The sequence below is a fragment of the Ruegeria sp. YTSC106 genome, from assembly GCF_059609765.1.
In genome coordinates this window covers 22,931-43,050 of the sequence record NZ_JBXWMI010000010.1, presented here as the reverse complement: position 1 = coordinate 43,050, position 20,120 = coordinate 22,931, and the positions used below count along the sequence as shown (strand labels likewise).

General features: G+C 54.6%; 17 protein-coding genes and 1 pseudogene. 6 read left to right on the top strand and 12 right to left on the bottom strand.

What is annotated here, in order from left to right; all coding sequences use genetic code 11:
- Positions 1-40: 40 nt before the first annotated feature.
- The 3 genes from AC2FEB_RS14460 to AC2FEB_RS14450 form a co-directional block, all read right to left on the bottom strand.
- Positions 41-745, bottom strand: a complete 705-nt coding sequence (locus AC2FEB_RS14460; RefSeq protein ID WP_496884167.1) for an anti-sigma factor — start codon at positions 743-745, stop codon at positions 41-43.
- Positions 742-1,284 carry a sigma-70 family RNA polymerase sigma factor gene (locus tag AC2FEB_RS14455; RefSeq protein ID WP_496884166.1) on the bottom strand — a complete coding sequence of 181 codons (543 nt, stop codon included), beginning with the start codon at positions 1,282-1,284 and terminating at the stop codon, positions 742-744. Before AC2FEB_RS14455 ends, AC2FEB_RS14460 begins: the two co-directional genes overlap by 4 nt.
- 130 nt (positions 1,285-1,414) lie before the next feature.
- Complete coding sequence (locus AC2FEB_RS14450) at positions 1,415-2,266, bottom strand: DUF4394 domain-containing protein (RefSeq protein WP_496884165.1); 852 nt, start codon at positions 2,264-2,266, stop codon at positions 1,415-1,417.
- A 426-nt stretch (positions 2,267-2,692) separates the two neighbouring features.
- Between AC2FEB_RS14450 and AC2FEB_RS14445 the strand changes: the two genes are divergently transcribed.
- Positions 2,693-3,574: a lysozyme inhibitor LprI family protein gene (locus AC2FEB_RS14445; protein WP_496884164.1), complete on the top strand. Its 882-nt coding sequence runs from the start codon at positions 2,693-2,695 to the stop codon at positions 3,572-3,574.
- On the top strand, positions 3,571-4,107 hold the full coding sequence (locus AC2FEB_RS14440) for a hypothetical protein (RefSeq protein ID WP_496884163.1): 537 nt from the start codon (positions 3,571-3,573) through the stop codon (positions 4,105-4,107). Before AC2FEB_RS14445 ends, AC2FEB_RS14440 begins: the two co-directional genes overlap by 4 nt.
- A gap of 221 nt (positions 4,108-4,328) precedes the next feature.
- Here AC2FEB_RS14440 and AC2FEB_RS14435 read toward each other — a convergent pair whose 3' ends face one another.
- On the bottom strand, positions 4,329-4,895 hold the full coding sequence (locus AC2FEB_RS14435; RefSeq protein ID WP_496884162.1) for a hypothetical protein: 567 nt from the start codon (positions 4,893-4,895) through the stop codon (positions 4,329-4,331).
- A gap of 183 nt (positions 4,896-5,078) precedes the next feature.
- Entirely contained in the window at positions 5,079-5,771 is a 693-nt protein-coding gene (locus tag AC2FEB_RS14430) for a competence protein CoiA (protein WP_496884161.1), read from the bottom strand.
- A gap of 97 nt (positions 5,772-5,868) precedes the next feature.
- On the opposite strand from AC2FEB_RS14430, the gene AC2FEB_RS14425 reads away from it, so the two are divergent.
- Positions 5,869-6,396: a hypothetical protein gene (locus AC2FEB_RS14425; protein WP_496884160.1), complete on the top strand. Its 528-nt coding sequence runs from the start codon at positions 5,869-5,871 to the stop codon at positions 6,394-6,396.
- A gap of 187 nt (positions 6,397-6,583) precedes the next feature.
- The gene (locus AC2FEB_RS14420) at positions 6,584-7,843 is read left to right on the top strand and encodes a hypothetical protein (RefSeq protein WP_496884159.1); all 1,260 of its coding nucleotides are present in this window, start codon (positions 6,584-6,586) and stop codon (positions 7,841-7,843) included.
- A gap of 35 nt (positions 7,844-7,878) precedes the next feature.
- On the opposite strand, the gene AC2FEB_RS14415 is transcribed toward AC2FEB_RS14420, so the two are convergent.
- Positions 7,879-8,112: a hypothetical protein gene (locus AC2FEB_RS14415; RefSeq protein ID WP_496884158.1), complete on the bottom strand. Its 234-nt coding sequence runs from the start codon at positions 8,110-8,112 to the stop codon at positions 7,879-7,881.
- Between the two features lie 310 nt (positions 8,113-8,422).
- Positions 8,423-9,685, bottom strand: a complete 1,263-nt coding sequence (mobQ, locus tag AC2FEB_RS14410; RefSeq protein ID WP_496884157.1) for a MobQ family relaxase — start codon at positions 9,683-9,685, stop codon at positions 8,423-8,425.
- A gap of 660 nt (positions 9,686-10,345) precedes the next feature.
- Here mobQ and AC2FEB_RS14405 point away from each other — a divergent pair.
- Complete coding sequence (locus AC2FEB_RS14405; RefSeq protein ID WP_496884156.1) at positions 10,346-11,365, top strand: IS110 family RNA-guided transposase; 1,020 nt, start codon at positions 10,346-10,348, stop codon at positions 11,363-11,365.
- A 424-nt stretch (positions 11,366-11,789) separates the two neighbouring features.
- Here the strand turns inward: AC2FEB_RS14405 and AC2FEB_RS14400 are convergent, their stop codons facing one another.
- Positions 11,790-12,425 carry a hypothetical protein gene (locus tag AC2FEB_RS14400; RefSeq protein ID WP_496884155.1) on the bottom strand — a complete coding sequence of 212 codons (636 nt, stop codon included), beginning with the start codon at positions 12,423-12,425 and terminating at the stop codon, positions 11,790-11,792.
- Positions 12,426-13,154: 729 nt separating this feature from the next.
- On the opposite strand from AC2FEB_RS14400, the gene AC2FEB_RS14395 reads away from it, so the two are divergent.
- Positions 13,155-14,284 (top strand): IS3 family transposase gene (locus AC2FEB_RS14395; protein ID WP_496884154.1). Its coding sequence is split into 2 segments (ribosomal slippage): positions 13,155-13,401 and positions 13,401-14,284, totalling 1,131 coding nucleotides; the frame shifts between segments, so codons are not numbered across the junction.
- Between the two features lie 563 nt (positions 14,285-14,847).
- Here the strand turns inward: AC2FEB_RS14395 and AC2FEB_RS14390 are convergent.
- The 4 genes and pseudogenes from AC2FEB_RS14390 to AC2FEB_RS14375 form a co-directional block, all read right to left on the bottom strand.
- A complete protein-coding gene (locus AC2FEB_RS14390) occupies positions 14,848-18,645 on the bottom strand; it encodes a hypothetical protein (protein WP_496884153.1) in 3,798 nt (1,265 codons plus the stop codon).
- Positions 18,646-19,060: 415 nt separating this feature from the next.
- On the bottom strand, positions 19,061-19,552 hold the full coding sequence (locus AC2FEB_RS14385; protein WP_496884202.1) for a hypothetical protein: 492 nt from the start codon (positions 19,550-19,552) through the stop codon (positions 19,061-19,063).
- A gap of 108 nt (positions 19,553-19,660) precedes the next feature.
- Positions 19,661-19,795, bottom strand: a pseudogene (locus AC2FEB_RS14380) (competence protein CoiA family protein); the annotation flags it as partial.
- A gap of 41 nt (positions 19,796-19,836) precedes the next feature.
- Positions 19,837-19,989: an HNH endonuclease domain-containing protein gene (locus AC2FEB_RS14375; RefSeq protein WP_234417185.1), complete on the bottom strand. Its 153-nt coding sequence runs from the start codon at positions 19,987-19,989 to the stop codon at positions 19,837-19,839.
- Between the last annotated feature and the right edge of the window lie 131 nt (positions 19,990-20,120).

Genomic DNA, 20,120 nt, shown 5'->3' with positions numbered 1-20,120 from the left:
TTGCGGTTATGAGAGCCACGGCGCGATGCGCGGAAGAGTTTCAGCTCGCCTGAAATAAATCTGCATCGAAGAATTCGTCGGTCGCCAGAATGGCCCCGGTAGGCGCCCCAGTCGGTGACCCGCCTTCAGGTTCGTCAGAGACGGCCAAAGTTCCACCATCGATTAAGGCAGCGATCTCGGGTGTGATCTCGAACAGGCTTTCCCGGTTCGCCGGTATCACCCCAAGCGATACGGGCGTATCGGCATTCGGACTTATGACCCAAAGCTCAAAATCCCGCCCCGCCGCAGGCATGCCCTGCTCGGGGATCACTTTGAACAAATTTCCGTTCGGGGCGTACCCTGCCTCAATATGTACCGCGCCGTCTTCCGAGATCAGCGTCGCATGGAGCGTTGGATCGAATGCCGGGCTGCGCAACATGGGGCTGAAGGCAAAAAATGCAGCAACAGCCAGTGCAGTCAATGCAGGGAAAGCCAACCAATGCCAGGACCAGCCGCGCCTTGAGCTTGTTTTCTCGCCACTCAATTCGGCAACGAGTCTAGCTCTGACAGATGGCGACGGCGTTTCATCAGGCACCTCGTCGGCCAGAGCTGCGAACTCTGCCTCCCAGAACAGCACATGCGCCCGAAGGTCTGGCTCAGCCTGAAGCCGCGCTTCGAATGCCTGCTCTGCGTCCGCGTCCAGCAGGCGCAAGACGTATTCAGCGGCAAGCGCCTCGTCTTCCGGTATGTCCTGTTGGTCGCTCATCGCGAAAGGCACTCCTTCAAAGATATCAGGCTGCGCCGCAGCCAGGTTCGCATCGTGTTCAGCGGCACATCGAAGCGGTCCGCAAGCGCTTGGTACGTTACACCGTCCAGATAAGCAGCCCGCACAGCATCGGCACGGTCTGGCGGCAGCTCTTCAAAGCAGGCGCTTATCCGGCGCTGCTCCGACGCGGCAATACTTGCAGCCTCAGGCCCAGGGCGCTTTTCAACAAGCTCGCCCACGCTGTCGAGGTCGATATGGTTTCTCTTCTTCGCGCGCAGCCGGTCAATCGCCAGGTTCCGCGCAACGGTGATCAGCCATGTCATTGGAGAGTGACCGGTCACTGCGTATCGGTCAGCCTTGTCCCAAATCCGAAGATACACGTCCTGGAGTGCATCCTCGGCTTCCGACCTGCTCTTCAAGACACGGAGGCAGACGCTGAAAAGTTTCCCGCTAGTGGCATCATAGAGCGCAGCCAGCGCGGCCCTGTCGCCAAGCGCAACCTTGCCGATCATCTCTTCGATGTCCTTGCGGTCCGTCATGTGTGCCTTAAGCCGTTCAAATAGCGTCTTTCCCTTGTCTGACTGACAGAAAAGGCCCCGAACGACAATCACTTGCCGCCGGGACCATCCTGAACAGGTACCGATCAACTCATTACCCAATGGTCATAGGCTACATACCGAGCGATGCTGCAAAGCCTGTAATACCGCCCATGCCAAGATCGGCCTTCAGCGTGGCAGCACCCGTTTCGATATCGATCTCGTAGAGGCCTGCCGACGCAGCGCCTTCCATCTGCAGGATCGCAAGTGCCATGTTCTCGCCTTCCTTGGCAGAGACGATGTCAAAGCCACCCATCGGGGCCAGATCGACAGGCGCGCCGTCGACGGTGATCTTGCCTATGGTCTCCAGCGTGCCCGCGTTGTTAGCCAGGCTGACCAGCGTGTCAGTTTCGGCATCGAGCGCGTATTGGAACGTATCGCCCGCAGTCTCGCCATTGATCGCGTTCGTATAGGCATTGGCGAAGATCATCGGCTTCGCACCTGCCATGGAGTCGCCCTCGGCATAGGCCAGGTCGGTAAAGCGGCGCACGGAACCGGCACGCTCGTCATTGTCGCCGAAACCTTCGGGGAAGTAGACGAGATTGTCGCCAGCCGATGTCACGGCACGTACAGCGTCGATCTTGTTGTTGAAATCAAGGGCGACCATCTTGCCGCCGCCGATCATCGCATCATCCATGAACGAAGCGCCCAAATCGGTCATTTCGCCGGACATCGGATCAATCGTCGCGATCATGCCATCTGAGAAGCCAAGCAACTCGCCGGTAACAGGACGCCAGGCAATCGCCTTCAGCGGAGACGCCAGGCTATAGGTTATCACCTCGCCAGGCGCGTTCACATCGCTCATCACGACCAGTGTTGCGCCATCATCGGCAAGGGCATACCCGGAAACCGTCGCATGATCTGCCGCAAATGCCGGACTGGCTGCAAGGGCAATCAGAGATGTCACAAGAGCTTGGGTTTTCATCGTTTTTCCTTTCAAGTTGACCTCGACGCGCACCTGTTCAGATGCGCTCTGTCCTCAGCCACGAAAGGCAACACTGGATAGTTTCAACTAAAGCTCGGCTTTTCCGCAAGACGGTACCTATGACGTTGTACTCTCAGGCCTCCATCTGTTTTGAGACCATTTGACAACGCAATGTTTGCCATAACTCATACGTTTCTGGCACAGGCGAAAACGACCGTTTTTAGCACGGCCATCAAACCGAACCACGAAAAGGAGGTAATCGAAAAACCCCGCCAACGTAGGCTGCACGCATTGCGTACTAGCAGTCATACTAGCTCCAGAATATTGAGCTGCGCCGCTCAGAAGGGTGGTGTTCTTTTGGGTTCATATTTTTAGTAGAATTCCAGCCTCAAAACTGCAAAAATACCCGCATTTGAGGGGAGTATTATGAAAGCGGTTTGGGCTATCTTGTTCCTATTTTGGGGCGTCTCGACTACCTATGCACAGTCTGACCCGCCACCTCTTTGTGTTGAGACTCTGGAAGGCGAACGACTAAACTGCCCGCCAGAAGACGAAGAAAGGCAGCGTCCGCCACGAGGTCTAACCTGCAACGGTAACCCAATACCTGAAGGTCATACTTGCACCATCCAAACTTTCAGTCGGCCCAACCCCAGCTTTTCTTGCGACAATGCTAGAACCGTGTCCGAACTTGCAGTCTGCTCCAGCCCGCTTCTTTCCGACTTAGATCGTGAGATGGCAGAACTATACTTTGCGTTGGTGGAACCACTTTCTGGAAGCGAAAGAGCGGCCTTTGTGTCAAATCAAAAAACTTGGCTGGAGTGGAGGGATACTTGCCCACAAGAAGGTGATTGCATGCAACGTCGTTACGAACAGCGGATTGTCGATCTCGCTGGCCCAGACAAAGTTCTACCGATACTCGGGCGGGCTTATCGGGCCGCGGCTATTGACGCGCTTGAAGGAGGGAGCCAGCCGATTGAAGTACGACTCGGCGACGGTCGGTACGAAAGGGTGCTACCAGATGGAACGGTCGAGTGGCTTGCATTTGACGGTGGAGAGTCCGGTGTTGATCGTCCGGATGGCAGCGGTAGCCGGGACTCAAGTTCAAATGCGGTAGTTGCAAGTTTTCCAGCACTCCCAAACCAATTCTCTGATTGGGGTACCAATTTGGAAACGGCGCTACTCGCCATTGTTGATCAACTCTTGCCATCATCCGATCATCAGGGTTACCGCGCACTTCAATCTTCTTTGCCTTACTCACAAAGAGTGTTTCGCCATATTCAGTCCATAGAGTTCCTATTGAGCCAATGATCTGCCTTCGAAAGAAAATTCTGCTTGTTTTGCTTCTGATCTTCTCAGGTTTTTCGGTCAATGCGCAAGAAGACGAAGGCGTTCTGGGCGCTCTAGCGAATAACTTGGAAGAGCGAAGTGATGAAATTTCTGGGCTTGACCCAATCGACTTGGAAAGCCTGATTCAATTCCCTGACGGCTTTGAATTGAGCGAAGAAACGCTTGCAGCTGCCCAGTCTGCTTTCCGTGGATATTACGATTACCGTGTGAATGCATTTGAGCACCGCCGCCTTGTGTTTCAATGGCAATATTATTCGTCCATAGCTATCTTTGTGACGGTAATTCTAATTGTCGCTGTCGGAATATACTTTTCATGGCGGCAATTTCACGAAACAGAAAATAAGGCCGAGATGGGAACGACGAAGTTTGAAGCGGGAGAATCTGGTTTCAGCATATCTTCACCTGTTCTTGGGGTAATTATCCTGCTAATTTCACTTGCATTTTTTTACCTTTACTTGGTGTACGTGTACCCGATCAAAGACGTTTCAATTTAGCGATTTGGTTCTTACTTGCCCTCTGACAGGATGCTGAAAACCCATCTCGCCACGCCTCTACGCCCGTCGACCTGCCCCTCCCCGAGGCCCCCTCGGACTAGCAGTACGCTGTCGTCATGTCCTGATGCTAGGTGGAGCGGCCAAAACCCATACGTTTCTGTCACAGACGAAAACCACGGTTTTTGGAAGGCCGTGCGAATAGTTGCGGAAACATCCAACAATTAGTGAACGAGTTTTGGGAACCCTTCATACCATTCAGCATGGCTCCCTTCGTGGTTTGCCATACCAGGGCGCGTCAGGCAGCCTTTGGGCGCGACATAGCTATCAATGCGCCGTTCCGGGTTTTCGTGCCATGTCAGGTTGAACGCTGCGAGTTTCGGAAAAAAATACATTTTCGCATAAGGCAAGTGATCATGGACCCACCATGCCAGCGAACGCCAGTCAGTCCCATTCTCATACCGCTCTGCAAACCATGGTATCACGATACAGGCTGTTGCCCCGGCATACCCATCTGCGTCGCGGCGATCCCAGATGTGTCCCGCATAGTTCGCTTCGTTTGAGGCACAACCATAGCCCGATTTTCCAGCTTTTTGTTGCTCATTGCAGAATCCATTGACCGCGCATGAGCGAAAAGCGGACCGGATGGAAACCTTGCCAAAGGTATAGTGCAGCGGCTCCAACAAATCTTCACACAAGCGTTTTCCAACCATGGTCGCAAGCGAGGGATCATCTGGAATGTTTGGTATGCCATGAAAATTGGCGGCCTCAGAATAAAGAAACTCTCGCATCGAAAAGTTTGTAGAGAGGCGAGAGCGGCCAAATGTATCGAGGCTCGTTACTGTTTTAGGGGGCTTCATAAAATAAAGTGATCCGATGTAATTTCAGTGGTTTTGGACTTAACAAGAACCAAACACAAGAAATTTCATGAGGGCGCAAGTGTTCCAAAACGACCGTTTTGGGCCCGATGTTTGCTAGAACCTACTGCGCCGCCGATAGCCACGCCGAATGGTTTTTGCGAACTGGACCATTGGCAACGGACTCCCCTCACTGATCAACTCAGCGAACTCCACCTTTGGAAAATCGAAGAGATAGCGACTCCTGCCTTGTGCGGCTGTAAGCAAACACAGATTATCGCCGCCAAAGTCAAATCCGACAATCTTGCCTAATGATCCCCATTCTTTGAGAAGCCGAGTTTCCTCGCAATAAACGGTGTAGATGTCTACGCCGTCGAACCGTTCTGGGTAATTTTCTGAAAGCATCCGTTCATATTGGATCAGATCAGTTGGGCGGCGGGTTCCATCGATGATCCAGATCACTTGACCGTAGAAATTTGTGCGCCTTTCCACTTCATCCGGCTTGATAGCAGAGTGCTGGAACTCGATCACAAGGCCATAGGGTGTTTTGACATCAGCTATATGAAGCTCACCCGTTTCGTCACGAGTCGGTACCTCTTGCCAGTCGGTCACAAACCGGTTTTTCCAGTCGCGATGCCATTCGGTTTCATTTTCCCACCAATGATCACAATGACGGCGGCCTTTATGCGCCCAATGCCAAACCTTCTTGGTGCCGCATCGGGCTAACATTTCCGCATTGCAGCCCGGACAGACACCCAGGGCACCAGGCGTCGCCTCGACTCGTTGGCCATTCAAAAGTGCAAAACGCATTCTGATTAAGTGGTTGTTCTATTACGTAATTCCAAGGGTAAGTGCGGTCATAATGTTTCCAACATCTTTGGGTATTGCTTCAAAAGAGGAGTTTGAGATGACAATGGATACACTAGGCCCAGACAACGCCTTTTGGATCGATGGCGAATGGCTTGCATGGGATAGTATCATTGATCCAGAAGAGACCAAATACAGTCGACTGGCGGAACTGGAGCAAGAGGCTGAACTGCGCCTCAAATATCCAAATGCCGATCCAACATTGGTTCCATATTTTCAAGACCTGTTGAAGCTTGCAGAGGCCTATTTCTATGACACAGGGCAGCACCTCAACGTCTATGGCGACATTGGTGAACTTTTTGGTGCGATTATGTATGGAATCAAGCTTCACAAGAACCATGCGCAAGGTTCAGACGGCAGATTAGGAAATGACTTTGTTGAGATCAAAACGATCTCGCCGACTAACAGCAAAGAAAAGACCAGTGTGCGTCTCGACAGGCACTTCAGCAAACTGCTCATAGTGAAGATAGACGACAACTTTGAAGTTTCTGGACGTCTTGTGAAGCGGGCCAGCCTGCCAAAAAGAGAGGGCAAAAATCTGCGGCTATCCTGGGCAAACATGCCATAACCCCAACCAAGGAAACAAATCTAAATACCTACCGCATCGACGAATACGACCGTTTTTGACAAGAACATGTTACAGGGGATTTGTGACCAGTAACTTTGGCAGTGTCCCTCCGTAACAGCAACAAATCGATAGTTCTTCCCTCCAAACAGCTCCAATCAACACAAGACCCAAAAAACCGACTACTGCGATGATCAGCTATCCTTTCAAAGGCCCCCTGATGAATGCGTACTGCGCCGACCTCGGCGCAGCGCGGCCCAACATTCAACCGAAGCATGTTCCTTTTCTTGCTCGCAACAGCAACCTTACAGAAACGCAAGCTCGCGAAGCCGACCGACTCCGCAAAATGAAAGATCGTATTCCCGATACCGAGGCAGTCTCCCTTGGTAGTAAGAAGATGCGGGCTTTCTTTACACAGGTCCTAGATCATTGGGCCGATCGGGCCGGTCGAAAAGAAGAAAAAGGATTCAATCTCGCTGACCTTGATGCCTCTCTCAATGCCTTCCAAGAGAAGTACGCTTTGTCCTTCGACGAGTTCGCAAAATGGTGCGGCGGACCAACTTCACTTCTTTTGGGTATGGCAGCCAACCGTTCTGGTACATCGGTTCCAGGCTCGAACACATCGCGAGCTTTATCTGCCTCGTTCATCGAAGCTTTTTCTGAGCCGGAGCGGAATGGCATCGCTTTGGAACAAGGCAAGATCCCCGAAAAGGATCTGATAAAGACTTGCCTGGAAGGATTGCCCGAAGGAACAGCTCTGCAAAGGTATGTGGAACGCGAAACAAGCCTCGATGCGGAACGATTGGGGCGATTGGCGTTTCAGACCGGTATGATGTGGCAACTGGCACTCGTTTCGGCGGCAGCGGCCGCGCCCGGCGAGGAGGACAACCCAATTCTGAACCCGACTCCTCAGCCGACTGAAAATGGCGGGCAGCGATGGTCGAGTGGACCCGCCTGGGTCGCTGCTGTCGCTGAATTTGAGCGAGTTCACCACGGTGCTACGCGAACGGGCAGTCGGGGCCCGACCAGCGTTGCCCGCCAGATCCACACACTCTTGGCAAAACACCCGGACCGCGCCAATGGAAGTGAATATGATGTTCGAAAGTTGAACGGGATTCTGTCTGGCCAGAAGCCGCTTACATTCAAGGCAGTTGAAGACATTTGCCGAACGATCGAAGTCGCGAAGGATTCACGCCCAGATGGGACATTGCAGAGTGCATTGTCAGACGATGAGGGTGCGCCGTGGGAAAATGAGCTTCTTCGGCTGCGAATCTACGGGCACATCGCTGGGTTCATGAACTACATTGAGCGTGTGTGGGAATACGCAAGTTGCAAGCTCAACAATCCGACAATGCTTCAAGACTTGCACGACGTTTGGCAGGATTGGCCGCTGATCTACGACAGCGCATTGGACAACCATAGGAAGCGCCTTGCTGAATTTGGCCTCTGATCCCAATTCAGCAAGGCTGTGCTCAAGTCATAGCATCAGGGCTGACGTGCCAGTTGCTTCGGGCGGCCGTGGGCTACCGTCTTTCGGGCGCGGTCTACAAATCCACTGTTGGACGTCTTGCTTTGTTCGATGCGCCGGACAGCTTCCGCCGTCATCGACTCCCGCGGGGCTTTCCCGGACTTGGGAGATTTGTTGTCGCGATTCTTTCCGGACTTCATGCCATGTTTCTTCGAGGGCAGACCAGCGGGGTTTTTCGTTTTGGCGTTCATGATTTGCTCCATTATTGCGTGTTAGAACACCAGTTTTCTCCCACAATCCCTCCGAAAAACTCTGTCGTACCGTGGGACAAAATGAAGGCACTGGTATCGGCCTATGTCCGCATGATCCCGCAGCGCGTTATCTGACCGGCTGGGATTAGATTCCCCACGACGATTACCAAGACAACAGTTATTCGACCGCACCGGCCAGGGTGGCCAAAAGGTCTGATTTTGACACATTGAAGCTGACCTGCCCCCCCGAGGCGGGTGATTGCAATCCGCTACAGTTAACCTCTGCGTTCGCGTCGAAGGTTAGTGAAAATCAGAGGCTGTGCCCGTCGTCACGATCTATTCGCCTTGTATTCTCGCGCCCATGCTCGTTGTCTTTTTCGTGCTCCACTTCACGCCCATCATCCCGCTCCAATGTCTCGCGCGGTGTGCGCATCACGCCTTCCAGCCGCTCCCGGATCGACAGCTTGTTTCTACCGTCATCGTCCCGATCCGCCCCGACTTCTTCAGACCGCCCCAGAGTTTCGCGCATCCGCTCATTGACGCGCCGCAGATCCGAGGGTTCTTCGACACTCTGCCCACCGGCTTCCGGGTCTTCACGACCGACAATCCGCGCCAGCCGGTCCCGAATATCACCAGCGCTGCGCTCCACACCCCGATCCTTGCTGGCCGCCGCCCTGAGCGCCGCCAGACCGGCCGACACGCGCCCGTGCCCAGCATCCCGCTCGGCCCCGTAGGTCTCCCGCGCCAGATCCAGGCGGTCCCGCATCTCGGCAAACATTGCCCGTGCCTGACGTGTGGCATGAACCGCCCTGCCCCGCTCGGTGACAGGTTCATAGTCACGCCCCTCGCGCTCGGCAGTACGCATTTCGCGCCGTTCCATCGCATTGGCTGCTGGGCCCAGCTTGACCTCCGGATCACGGTCCAGCTCCTCGGCTTTCAACTCGTCGCCGCGCTCAAGTGCGTCCTCGCGCTGCGCCTCCAGCGACCGATGATCGACCCGCTCCACTTCCCCCACCCGTTCCAGCGCGTGGTTCTGTAGCTCAGCCCAGACACCCCGCATATGCTCGATCTCGACACCGCCGGTTTTTGCGGAATCGAGAACCCGCGTCTTGGCCGTGAACCCCTCCGGTTCCAACTTCCGGGTGCTGGTCAGAACATGGGCATGATGATTGCGTTGATCCCCTTCTCGGTGCGGTGCATGGATCGCCACATCGACGGCCACACCGTAGCGCTCCACAAGTTGCTCGGCGAACTGGCGGGTGATCTGCGACCGGTCCTCGGCACTGATCTCGGAAGGTAGTGCCAGCTCCCATTCTCGGGCTGTCACGGAGTTGCGCCGGGTCTCGCTCTCCTCTGCTGCATTCCAGAGCGCCGACCGGTCCTGCGCCCAGGAGGGCGCATTCTCGGGAGTCAGAATAAAGGTCTCCTCGATGCCCCGCTTGGCGGTGTAATCATGCATCCGGCCTTCGCGCTGGCATTCGATGCGCTCGCCCGCCCGATAGGCCGCCGCCGCCGTGGACGACCGCCCGGCGCTGCGTTTGATCGTCTTGACCGAGAGATGGTAACTGGCCATCAGCGCGCACCTGTTCTTTTCCACCTGGTCCGCGCCCAGGACCGGGGTGCCCGTTGGCACCGCTGGGGTCGGATGGAAAAGAACAACCCGAACGAAGTGGCCCACCGGGTCACTGAGGCGCGGATATGCCGATGTGTTCCACCAATCTCCCCAGCTATTTTGGGAGCGGAAGATTGGCGGTACACATCGGCAGTTTGCCACTGGCAAACCCGGCTTCGATCAAGGGCACCGGCACCAGGGAACGAAGCCCCCCGAAACGGCAGAGCTAAAGACAGACCGGCCCCCATCGAGGGGCAGCGGTCGAGACTTTGGCGATGTCGTTTCGGCCGCGATCCAACGGCACACGTTGGTCTGGGATGGTTTGGAAGGGGCGGCGCGCCCTTCCATGTCGATGCGGCACGCAGCGAAGGGGATGGCCATCGGCCGGGCCCCTGCCCCAGAGAGATCGCACGCAAATCTTGGAGCCACAGGCGGAGAGTTTGCATAAGTGCGCCCTTAGCGGCTCGATTTTCCACCTGTGGCAATAAGAAGGGCCATTATCGTTACCGGCATATACTCACAGCAACGGCCCATACCGGATGGGGTGGGTGGCTCCTGCTCCATCGGCATCGAATGTGCCAAAGTGCAGTTGTTACCGACTGCTAGGAAAGGAGCCACCCAATGACAGTTAAGACAGTAGGCCTAGATTTGGCAAAGGACGTTTTTCAAGTTCACGGTATTTCTGAGAGTGGGCGCGTGATCTTCAACAGGGCCATCAAGCGTGCGAAGCTTTTAGCGTTTTTTGAGATGCTGCCGCCTTGCACGGTCGGCATGGAAGCGTGCGGTTCATCCCATCATTGGGGCCGTCAGCTGCGCAAGTTTGGTCATGACGTCAGGCTAATGCCAGCAAACTATGTGAAGCCTTATGTCAAACGCGGAAAGACAGATGCGGTAGACGCGGAGGCAATTTGCGAAGCCGTCAGGCGCCCGACGATGCGCTTTGTCGAGATCAAGACCGAGGATCAACAGGCTATTCTATCGATCCACCGCACGCGGGATCTGGCAGTCCGGCAGCGCACCCAGCTGGCCAATATGATCCGCAGCCTGTTGCGCGAGTTCGGGCATATCTTGCCTATCGGGATCGAAGCGGTAACGGCCTTTGCTAAGCGCCACCTTGGCGGTGATCACCCGGACATGCCCGAGATCGCGAACGGAATGCTTGGTATCCAGTGCTATCAGTTTATCGGTTTGAACGAGCGCATCGAAGGTTACTCAACGATGATCGAACAACATGCTCTGATAAATGCTGATGCGCGCAGATTGATGCGCATGCCAGGAATTGGGCCAATAACGGCATCGGCCATTGTCGCGACGATCGGGGACGCAAAACAATTCCGCACCGGGCGCGATCTGGCGGCTTGGCTGGGGCTGACCCCGCTCAACAAATCCAGTGGCGGCAAAGAGCGATTGGGCAAGATCACAAAGGCTGGCGACCGCTACATTCGCAAGCTGCTGGTCGTGGGCATGACGTCTCGCGCTGTGATGGCGAAACGTTCGCCAGAAAAGGTTGATCTGTGGACAGCCAAGATCATTGCCGACAAACCATTCCGGCTGGCAACAGTCGCGATGGCAAACAAGGCAGCGCGGTCCATCTGGGCGATGCTCACAAAGAAACAGGAATATCGGCAGCCAGCGTTCTAACCGCGCTGACTGTCTACGAGATGCAAGACGTTGAAGTGATGATGCGGAATTAAGTCAACCAAGAGCAAGGACACTCCGGGAATGGCTGCGGCCCTCTTCAGAGGCCGATAACCCGATTGGAATCTCGCTCGCGGAATTCATCAGGGCCAGTGGAGGCAATGCCAAAACACAAACAGGCCGGACAGACGACGGTACTGACGAAAATGACCGCAAACATCGACAGAAAACGCTTGCAATGCAGGAGCCACCCACAGAGGTCACTCGACACGGTACCGATATTCTGCATTTGCAGCCCGCATTCCGGTCATTCGCCGCGCCCGCAAAATCTGTGGTTGGACGAATTCACAGATTGCGGACTTTGCCGACCTTGGCCAGCTTGGAATGAGTGGCTGGTCTCGGTGCCGCTAGATCTCGGATCAGTTAGTTACCTCATGATAACAGGCGGTCCAAAATAGTCTGCTCTTAGATCAAAAGTTATAGTTCCTCCGATAATCAGGAAGCGGAGCGTCGCGCCCATTTCTTCGTTACGATACTCAACGATTGACCTTGGATTATCGGGATCAAGGTTCCCAGACCAACCGCTATCTTCTTCAAGACGATATTCAATCCATTCCATCAGCGTTTGCGAGGTCTCGGTCGTCCACAAAACATCAGGAAACAAATGGGAACGCCAATTACAATTGAACACGCCATACTCGTTGAATGGCCAATTCATTAAGTTGATTGCAGCAAGCCCTTCTTTGTTTCGAAAGCTAATGCTGTGTTTTGATGGAAATTCAATCGGTTGGTCTGACAGCAGTGACTGATCTCTTGTCTCGAAAAAACCTAGACAGGTATCGACACCCCATAGAAAGAGACTGTCCGTTTCGTACGGTGCCCATGCAGCAGAGCTACTACCTTCGTGCTCTAACCGATTGCCGCCCCGGTACACTGCACCCTTCGACGTCCAGCGATCGGCCAAGAGCAGTTCAAGAGAGACCTGTGCCAAAGTCGGGCTCGAACAAAAAAACGATGCAAACGTGCTTATGCCGGTCAAAAGTAATCTGATCGAAACCGACATCCTATTCCTCATCCACGCACCTTGTTTGGGTAGCAATCATCACAAGTTGGCAAAGGCTTCCATAAGACGCAAGTAGTTGCTGCTGTCATCCCGCTAAAGCTGACTTTCGCTCTGCACGCAGCATCGGTCAAAGTGGGCTCCCTGCCGACCTTAGATCGACCGCAGCATGTCCTCCTGACCGGCCCCTCACCACTGGCATGGACGGCCCACAGCGGTCACTCGACGCGGTACTGACATGCTGCGGTACAGCCCGTCGAAGGAGACTTTCGCTGCGGGCGCCAAGTCTAGACTATCTCCAACCGACCTAACACCGACTCCCACGTCAAAGGGTAGGATACGTTGGTTTTGTTTCTGCACGTGAGTTTTGCATGCACCAAGTGATTGAAGTCATTCAGAAGCTTCAAATGTGCAAAAGCTCGATTTATGCACGCCTAACGCAGCACCACTATCTTGCGCTTTGTCGTCTCCAAGATAGCACAGCCCCGGGAATATCGGAGTCTGGCACCTCACCCGCCCATCGATCCCAGAATTCGATAGTTGCGCTATTTGGTTTGTATCTCGGCTCTCCTACTCGAACCCTGGTCGGCAAAAGGCTTGCATCACCAACAACCAATGCCTCCCCAACATCGAGAACGGGTAACAGATCTCCAAAACCGCCAAGGCTATTGGTCTTGTCCCGGTTTAGTTCCGGTCTCTTTCGAGCAATGTTTGCTATGAAGGAGATAGAGAATGGCACCGAGATACACAGACGAGTTTCGCCGTGATGCAGTACGCATCGCAACGACCAGCGGGCTGACGCGACCACAAGCGGCGGCGGATTTAGGGGTTGGGCTTTCGACGTTGAACAAGTGGGTTCAAAAGCATCAGCATGACGACCTGATGTCGGGTCCTCACGAGGATGTCGAGAAAGAGAACGAACGCCTTCGCAAGGAAGTTCGGCTGCTTCGCGAGGAGAGGGACGTGTTAAAAAAAGCGGCAATCTTCTTTGCAGGCCAAAGTCGGTGAGGTTCGCCTTTATCGACGCCTGGAGAGAAGAATGGCCGGTTGAGTTTCTGTGCCGGGTTATGCAGGTCACATCACGTGGATATCGAGCGTGGCGAGTTCGCCCGATGAGCCAGCGACAGCGTGATGATATGGTGATCCTGGCGCATATCCGCGAACAGCACCGCCTGAGCCTGCAAAGCTATGGTCGGCCTCGCATGACCGAAGAATTGCAAGAACTGGGGCTGCAAGTTGGGCACCGGCGCGTGGGCCGCTTAATGCGAGAGAATGGCATCAAGATCATCAGGACCCAGAAATACAAGGTTACGACCGACAGCAATCATGCGTTCAACATCGCCCCCAATCTGTTGGATCAGGACTTTTCTGCAGATGGTCCAAACCAAAAATGGGCCGGTGACATTTCCTACATCTGGACCAGTGAGGGCTGGTTGTATCTGGCAGTGATCCTTGATTTGTATTCTCGTCGCGTCATCGGTTGGGCGGTCAGTAACCGCATGAAACGGGATCTGGCGATCCGGGCATTGGACATGGCTGTAGCGCTGCGACAACCGCCGAAGGGCTGCATTCATCATACGGATCGCGGGTCGCAATATTGTTCAGGCGACTATCAGAAACGGCTGTCTACACATGGCTTCCAAGTTTCGATGAGCGGCAAGGGAAACTGCTACGACAATTCCATCGTCGAAACGTTCTTCAAGTCCCTCAAGGCGGAGCTGATTTGGCGCAACCGCTGGGAAACCAGACGCCAAGCCGAAGGGGCGATTTTTCAGTATATCAATGGGTTCTATAATCCACGACGACGGCACTCGTCGCTAGGTGGCAAAAGTCCCATGGCCTTCGAACGAAAGGCTGCCTAAATGAGTTGAGAGACCGGAACGCAACCGGGACAAGACCACAGGGACTGGTAGCTGAATTGTAGTTTTAGGCCGTATTCATCGTTAATTCGTTTCTTCCAAGCAAACCAAGGAGAAAAGAACTCTTCCACTCTTGGGAAGTTAAGAACCCCATCAACTCGCTGATCATCGATTGCCAGGTCTTCGGTTACACTGTCACCAGTTTCCAAATCCGCCGAAGGTCCGTACCCTGACAGCGAAAATGGCCTGGTCAACAATGTTGTTTTCTCCAGTGACAGAATAGTAAAGTCTATTGAGAACCCGTACCGCCAACTACTAATCCAAGAATATAAGGGCGCTTCTAGATAAACGTGGCCTCTGTGCCGAATGGGCAAAGCCTTGGTTTTTCGCCCGTCGCGCAAACACACCGCACCAAGGAATGGCGAACGACATCTAATCTGATTTCTAAACGGCGGCGGCTGCAATCTGAAGGGTGCGTTGTGGGCTAACACTTGCCAGATGTCAGGCGTCAGCCCTGGGTGCTAGCATTGGATCGAGTTGCCTTGCAGCACATCTAAGCCGGTCATCTAGAGCTCACCTGTAGAAAACTTGACAGATACCGGGCTTGCGCCTTTAACGCGCAGTTCCGCCACATGCTCACCTGGCTTGGGTACATCGATCCAAGCATCCAGATCTTTGGCGACCTTCTTGCCGTCCAGATACCATTCAACAGATTTTGCTTCGGTGCGGCCAGTGAATGTACCCCAGAGATGCAGCGATCGGTCCGCGCGCACCACCTGCCCCTTAGAGGGGTGAATAATGGCCAGTTCAGGTGGCGCTGGTGGCAGTTTAACTGGCTTGGTATCTGCCGTTGCAGTGAAGTAACCGTCATGAGCAAGGACCCTAATCCAAACCTTGTCGGCCGGAATGATGTTGGGATCGATCTCAACGCTGTTACCTCTCGCACCAACCCTGAGCCCGTTCCAGCGTTCACCATCAGAAGACCATTGCAGCCAAATATCGGGGTCGTAACCACGCTTGGCCCCGGTCGTTTTCCAGGAAACCTTTAGACCAGACTTGCCAATGCTGGCTTCAGCCGAAGCCAATTTAACCGGCCGTGTCGGTCGCTTGCGCTCCCATATGACTGCATCCCCCTGGCAGATGCGGATTGCATTTCCAGGGCCGACATCGCCCATTGCCGCAATGAAACTATACGGCGGTTTAGGCGGATCCTTTTTATCGCCTCCGCCGCAACCGCAGCCATCGCCATTGGCGTCGTGATTATCCATTGTGAACACCGGCGCAGATGAGATCACCTCGTCCTTGTCCCCGATCAACTGCAAAACTAGATCGGTACGCGCGCCAGACATCCGCAAGGGCCGGGTTGGAACCCGTACGAGGCTTGCGACCGAGACCTGCATGTCTTTGCCGACCTCTCCCACGATCGTCACGAAAGGTCGCATCTGGTCTTGTCTGTCGACATCCATGGCGCCTGCCCCCACCGAGTTGCCGCCAGACACGCCCGTCGCCAGCGCCACCGGGTCAAATTCGGCGCGGTTCAGCATATAGTTATGCGTAAAGATCGAGACCCAACGGGGGCCGCAATAGCCCATCAGATCCTCACTGTTGGCTGGCCGGTGTATTGTCCCGTCATTTGTGTCGAGGCCGTATTCGCCGATGCTCGCATCCGAATAGACAGTGTTGCCATTGCTGTCGGTCGTTGTCATGCCGGTATCGTAAGGCTCGTAAAGCGGGTAGCTCGCGTTTGGCGTGCCGACCGTGCCACATGGGGCATGTGGTAAACCCGCCTGATGGCCCAACTCATGCGCCAACGTGACCGGGCTACCGGACAGGCCAGCGCCGTTGCCGCCGCTGGCGCATCCCGTGTTGCCATGCGAGCGCGGGATCGCCGCATTGACCAGTCCATAGTAAAGCCAATCGCCCTGATTACCGTCATTCGTGCGCGCGTTGGCCACGAAATTCAGGATCGGCGTCCAGTTGGGATCGCATCCCCCCGCTGGGAAGTTGTTGTTTGTCAGACCTTGTGTTGTGGTCTGACTGTCGATGATCCGCACGTTGGGCGTACTGCCTACCGGGAAAACCCGAAGGGCAAAGCTGGTATCAGCGGCAACTTGTGCTGCGTTGGGGGCAGGCAAGGTGATATTGGCACCGCCGCCCATCGGTGGACCGTCATAGCCAATTGTGACGGCTGCAACGCGCAACTCTTGCTCAAGATCGACATCAACAAGCTGTTGGGCCGTGCCGCTGCCTCCATAGCAATCGTCTGGCGAAGAGACAGTGATAGAAAGGCGCAAGAGCCCGGTCATCACGTTGGCAGGGATAATGAAGTTCAGCGTCGCATCAATGTCGCGTCTCTCTGCGTCGTAGCTCGAGAAACTGTCCTGCGCTGTCACCGGGGCATTGGTCGGAACGATATTGGCCACCGTGGACCAGATCCCACCAACCCGGCGTTCCACTTGAAGTGTGCCACCGACATTGCCGAGCTGCCCACTATCGAAATTCGGATCCTGCCCGCTGCGCAAATATGTCCGCACCCAGGCCGATTTATTGGCAACAAGTTGAAGGGAGTTGTCCGGGCCGCGGTCAGCTGGATCAGTCAGATGCTGGTTGGCTCGGAAATACTGAATCGCCTGCGTTACCTCGATCCCGTCGATGGATAGATCCGGCGGGTTCTGGAAAACGAGGTCTAAGCCCTGACTTACTGTAGGAGGTTTACATTGACCGGTCACGACGATTTCGACCCGCACTCGGGTCGTCTGGTCGAAATCAGTCTGATCGAAGTCCCAGCGTCCCAGATCGGGGGCCGGTGAAATCTGTGCAATGACAGCGCCGGTGTCTGTATTAACGATGCGCACAGTCACTGAGTCAGCGGCGCAGACCTTCCAGCGGATTTTCAGAACCTCGCCGGGCAACAGGCAATCGTCATTCTGATGCCCTTTGACGATAAACTTGAGAATATCAGCGCTTGTGCCTTCGAACTCAGCCAACATCGTGCCGCTTTTGCGATAGTCCAGGAAACGATCACAGACGCTGATCGTTTGGGTCGGAGGAATGATCGCCAAACCGCAGCCTGCACTGGAGGGGACGATCACGCAGATGCGTTCGTCTGACCACGAGGTCGGCACAGCGATCGGGCCGGGGTTCATCGTGCCATGCTGGGTGAACTGCACTTGCCCCGCAATATCGCCAAACCCGCACCCGCAGATCGCAACCATATCACCGGGGCAGGCACGCTCTGGGTTAATCTTGGTCACGGTGTAGCATTCGATACTGCACCAGTTTCTATATGCATCCGTAATGCAATCCAGGATGGGCTGGCGGACACAAATTTGACAGCAAGGCACTTGTCCGCAAGGGGTCTGACCGTTGCAGATGCACATCACATATTCGAGCAGATCCTTAAAATGACGCCCTGCATGCTGCTTCTTGCAGATCAGGTTGGCAGCTGCTTCATGAAGCGCCGTCAACGTCTGGAACCGGCAAAGTTGTTCAAGCAGCGCGCCGGCGTATTTGACCATTGTTGGTCTGTGACCGCAGGACACATGCATGGCCGCAAAGACCATCAAGCTCATGTCTTTGTCAGCGATCAGGGACTTACCGGTCGGGCAGACATGGTCGGAACAGCACACCGGGTCGGGTTTGGATTTGATGGGCTTACAGCTGTCATCATTGCAGTCGTCGGAAAAAATGTCCTGCAAGATACCGCCTGCATCATCCCCGGATGCGCAGCCACAGCCGCAGCCCGTTGGCGACGTGGCACAAAGAGCATTGAGTACATCTACATAGCGCCCCTTGGCACCGACGTCTCCGTTCAGAACACTCCAGGCATCACTAAGCGATCTGTCAAAAATCGCAAGCGTCGGGCGGATGCATTCGAAGAAGTCAGTGCGCTTGCGCAGAAACCGATCAGCATCCGCTAGCTCAAGCGCTTCCTCAATGTCATCAAGAACGCTTTCTGGCAAAAACGGCTTATCCGGTGCAGCCCAGCTTAGCTGGCGGCTCAGGTGACACGCCAGCTTCTTTGCCGGGATGGCGACGTCGATTTTGATATCGTCGGTGCAGGAACAATCCTCAATCTTGAGCCGGGCTCTATGGATGCGCACACCGTCGCGGTCGCGCAGCTTTATCCGCAATTCCATCGGACCTGCGCATCGACAGTTTTCGGGTATTTTCGACGAATCCACTATGAGCACAAATCGGCCATCGGTGGCCGTCAGGACGCATCCAAGATCGATTTTACAGCCGTCTCGATTGCGCCAGCCATCCCCAAATACGGCGCGAATCTTGACCAATATACCGTGTACGGGCTGACCGTTTTCCTGTTGGGTGACACGACCGAAAACAGATTGAATAAGACTGGACATAGCTAAAATAAGCCTCCGTTTTAAAAATGAACTTCTGTCGATTTCGCTTGGGAATTGCGCCAAATAGGACGCTTTACACCAATCGCGACCAAGTGTGATTTGCAAATTTAGAATAATGTTAATGCTGATTAAATATGCTTTTATTTTGCGCCGAAATACCCAAAATGTCAATCAAGTGCCGCTTAGGGCGTCGCCGCTCGGAGGCACTAACAGCAGTGGACACCGCACTCCTTCCGCACGGTGCCAAGTGCAAAACGCCGCACAGCTCTGACGTGAAGAACCGGTTTTTGGGGCAATTTTACCGCGCACGCAGCCAAAAGCACTGACGGCCCATTGCTGCCCTTGGTTATCACCCTAAGATGCTGCGGTAGCAGCCCGCATTGCCGACATTCGAATAGCTATAGATGTAGCCGAGCTACTTGGGCTCGCCTTGCCGTTCGGGCAACGAGTTAGGGATCGAGTGCGTGCGCTTGATCACCTTGCCTTTGCGGTTCTTATGCTCGGTAAAGATAAATGGGATATCGGTGCGCTCACGGATATTCGCCACGAGCTTCTCTTTCTCATACCAAAACCCGATTCCGCATGCCCAATCGCGTGCGCTCATGAGCCAGACATCTTCTCCACCGAAATCAAATGCGACTATGACCCGAAGATCGAACCATTCCTCAACCAAACGCACGTCGTAAGGAGACAGTCGCGAAAGAGTCGGTTTTTCAGGCCGTCTCCAAAATTCAGACCCGAGTGCTTTCTCGAACTGGGTCTTGTCAGTCTTGCGTCTAAGACCATCAACTACCCAAATCATTGGGGCATGAAACAGAGTGCGTTTCTTGGCTTCCGCTGTCTTAATGGCGGAATGCTGAACCTCAACCACAAGACCATCTGGAACCTTGACGTCGGCAATATGCAACTCGCCAGCATTGTCTCGGGAGGGTATCTCCTGCCAATCAGCAGGAAAATAGTTCTTCCACGATCTGTGCCAATCGGTTTCAGGCTCCCACCACTCATCACAGTGGCGTTGACCCCGATGGGCCCAATGCCAGACTTTCTTCGAGCCGCACTTTGCGATGAGCGGTGCTCCGCACCCAGGGCAGAACCCAACGGCGCCAGGAGTGGCTTCTAATCGTACATCTCCGAAAAGCGCAAATCTCATCTTGAAGGGCTAGGCATCGGGTGTGAGAACAGTAAGTTGGATTACCACCGGCGCTTCCGAGACGATGCCTTCGCCCTTCTCGGCGTCTTGTTCGATTTGCGCTTGTTTGCGCCAGTTTGAAGAGCTTGAAGATTACGCCGCGCATCCGAGCCACCTTTTGACCTTGGCCAGATGTGATCAACCTGCCAACCCATGGGGCTGTCTCGGTTGTAGGCGGGCTTGTAGATCAAGTTGCCTTGAGCGTCCCGCCGATAAAGATTGGGGTTCTTGCCTTTTGCGCGGCGCGCTTTCTCCCAGACATGCTGGGCTTTGGGGTTCGTGGAAT

Excerpts from the sequence above, each read along its gene's own strand:
- AC2FEB_RS14390 (WP_496884153.1), bottom strand. The coding sequence starts at position 18,645 with ATGTCCAGTCTTATTCAATCTGTTTTCGGTCGTGTCACCCAACAGGAA.
- AC2FEB_RS14405 (WP_496884156.1), top strand. The coding sequence starts at position 10,346 with ATGACAGTTAAGACAGTAGGCCTAGATTTGGCAAAGGACGTTTTTCAA.
- AC2FEB_RS14450 (WP_496884165.1), bottom strand. The coding sequence starts at position 2,266 with ATGAAAACCCAAGCTCTTGTGACATCTCTGATTGCCCTTGCAGCCAGT.
- AC2FEB_RS14425 (WP_496884160.1), top strand. The coding sequence starts at position 5,869 with ATGACAATGGATACACTAGGCCCAGACAACGCCTTTTGGATCGATGGC.
- AC2FEB_RS14435 (WP_496884162.1), bottom strand. The coding sequence starts at position 4,895 with ATGCGAGAGTTTCTTTATTCTGAGGCCGCCAATTTTCATGGCATACCA.
- AC2FEB_RS14445 (WP_496884164.1), top strand. The coding sequence starts at position 2,693 with ATGAAAGCGGTTTGGGCTATCTTGTTCCTATTTTGGGGCGTCTCGACT.
- AC2FEB_RS14455 (WP_496884166.1), bottom strand. The coding sequence starts at position 1,284 with ATGACGGACCGCAAGGACATCGAAGAGATGATCGGCAAGGTTGCGCTT.
- AC2FEB_RS14440 (WP_496884163.1), top strand. The coding sequence starts at position 3,571 with ATGATCTGCCTTCGAAAGAAAATTCTGCTTGTTTTGCTTCTGATCTTC.
- mobQ (WP_496884157.1), bottom strand. The coding sequence starts at position 9,685 with ATGGCCAGTTACCATCTCTCGGTCAAGACGATCAAACGCAGCGCCGGG.
- AC2FEB_RS14375 (WP_234417185.1), bottom strand. The coding sequence starts at position 19,989 with ATGGGTTGGCAGGTTGATCACATCTGGCCAAGGTCAAAAGGTGGCTCG.
- AC2FEB_RS14415 (WP_496884158.1), bottom strand. The coding sequence starts at position 8,112 with ATGAACGCCAAAACGAAAAACCCCGCTGGTCTGCCCTCGAAGAAACAT.
- AC2FEB_RS14460 (WP_496884167.1), bottom strand. The coding sequence starts at position 745 with ATGAGCGACCAACAGGACATACCGGAAGACGAGGCGCTTGCCGCTGAA.
- AC2FEB_RS14400 (WP_496884155.1), bottom strand. The coding sequence starts at position 12,425 with ATGTCGGTTTCGATCAGATTACTTTTGACCGGCATAAGCACGTTTGCA.
- AC2FEB_RS14430 (WP_496884161.1), bottom strand. The coding sequence starts at position 5,771 with ATGCGTTTTGCACTTTTGAATGGCCAACGAGTCGAGGCGACGCCTGGT.
- AC2FEB_RS14420 (WP_496884159.1), top strand. The coding sequence starts at position 6,584 with ATGATCAGCTATCCTTTCAAAGGCCCCCTGATGAATGCGTACTGCGCC.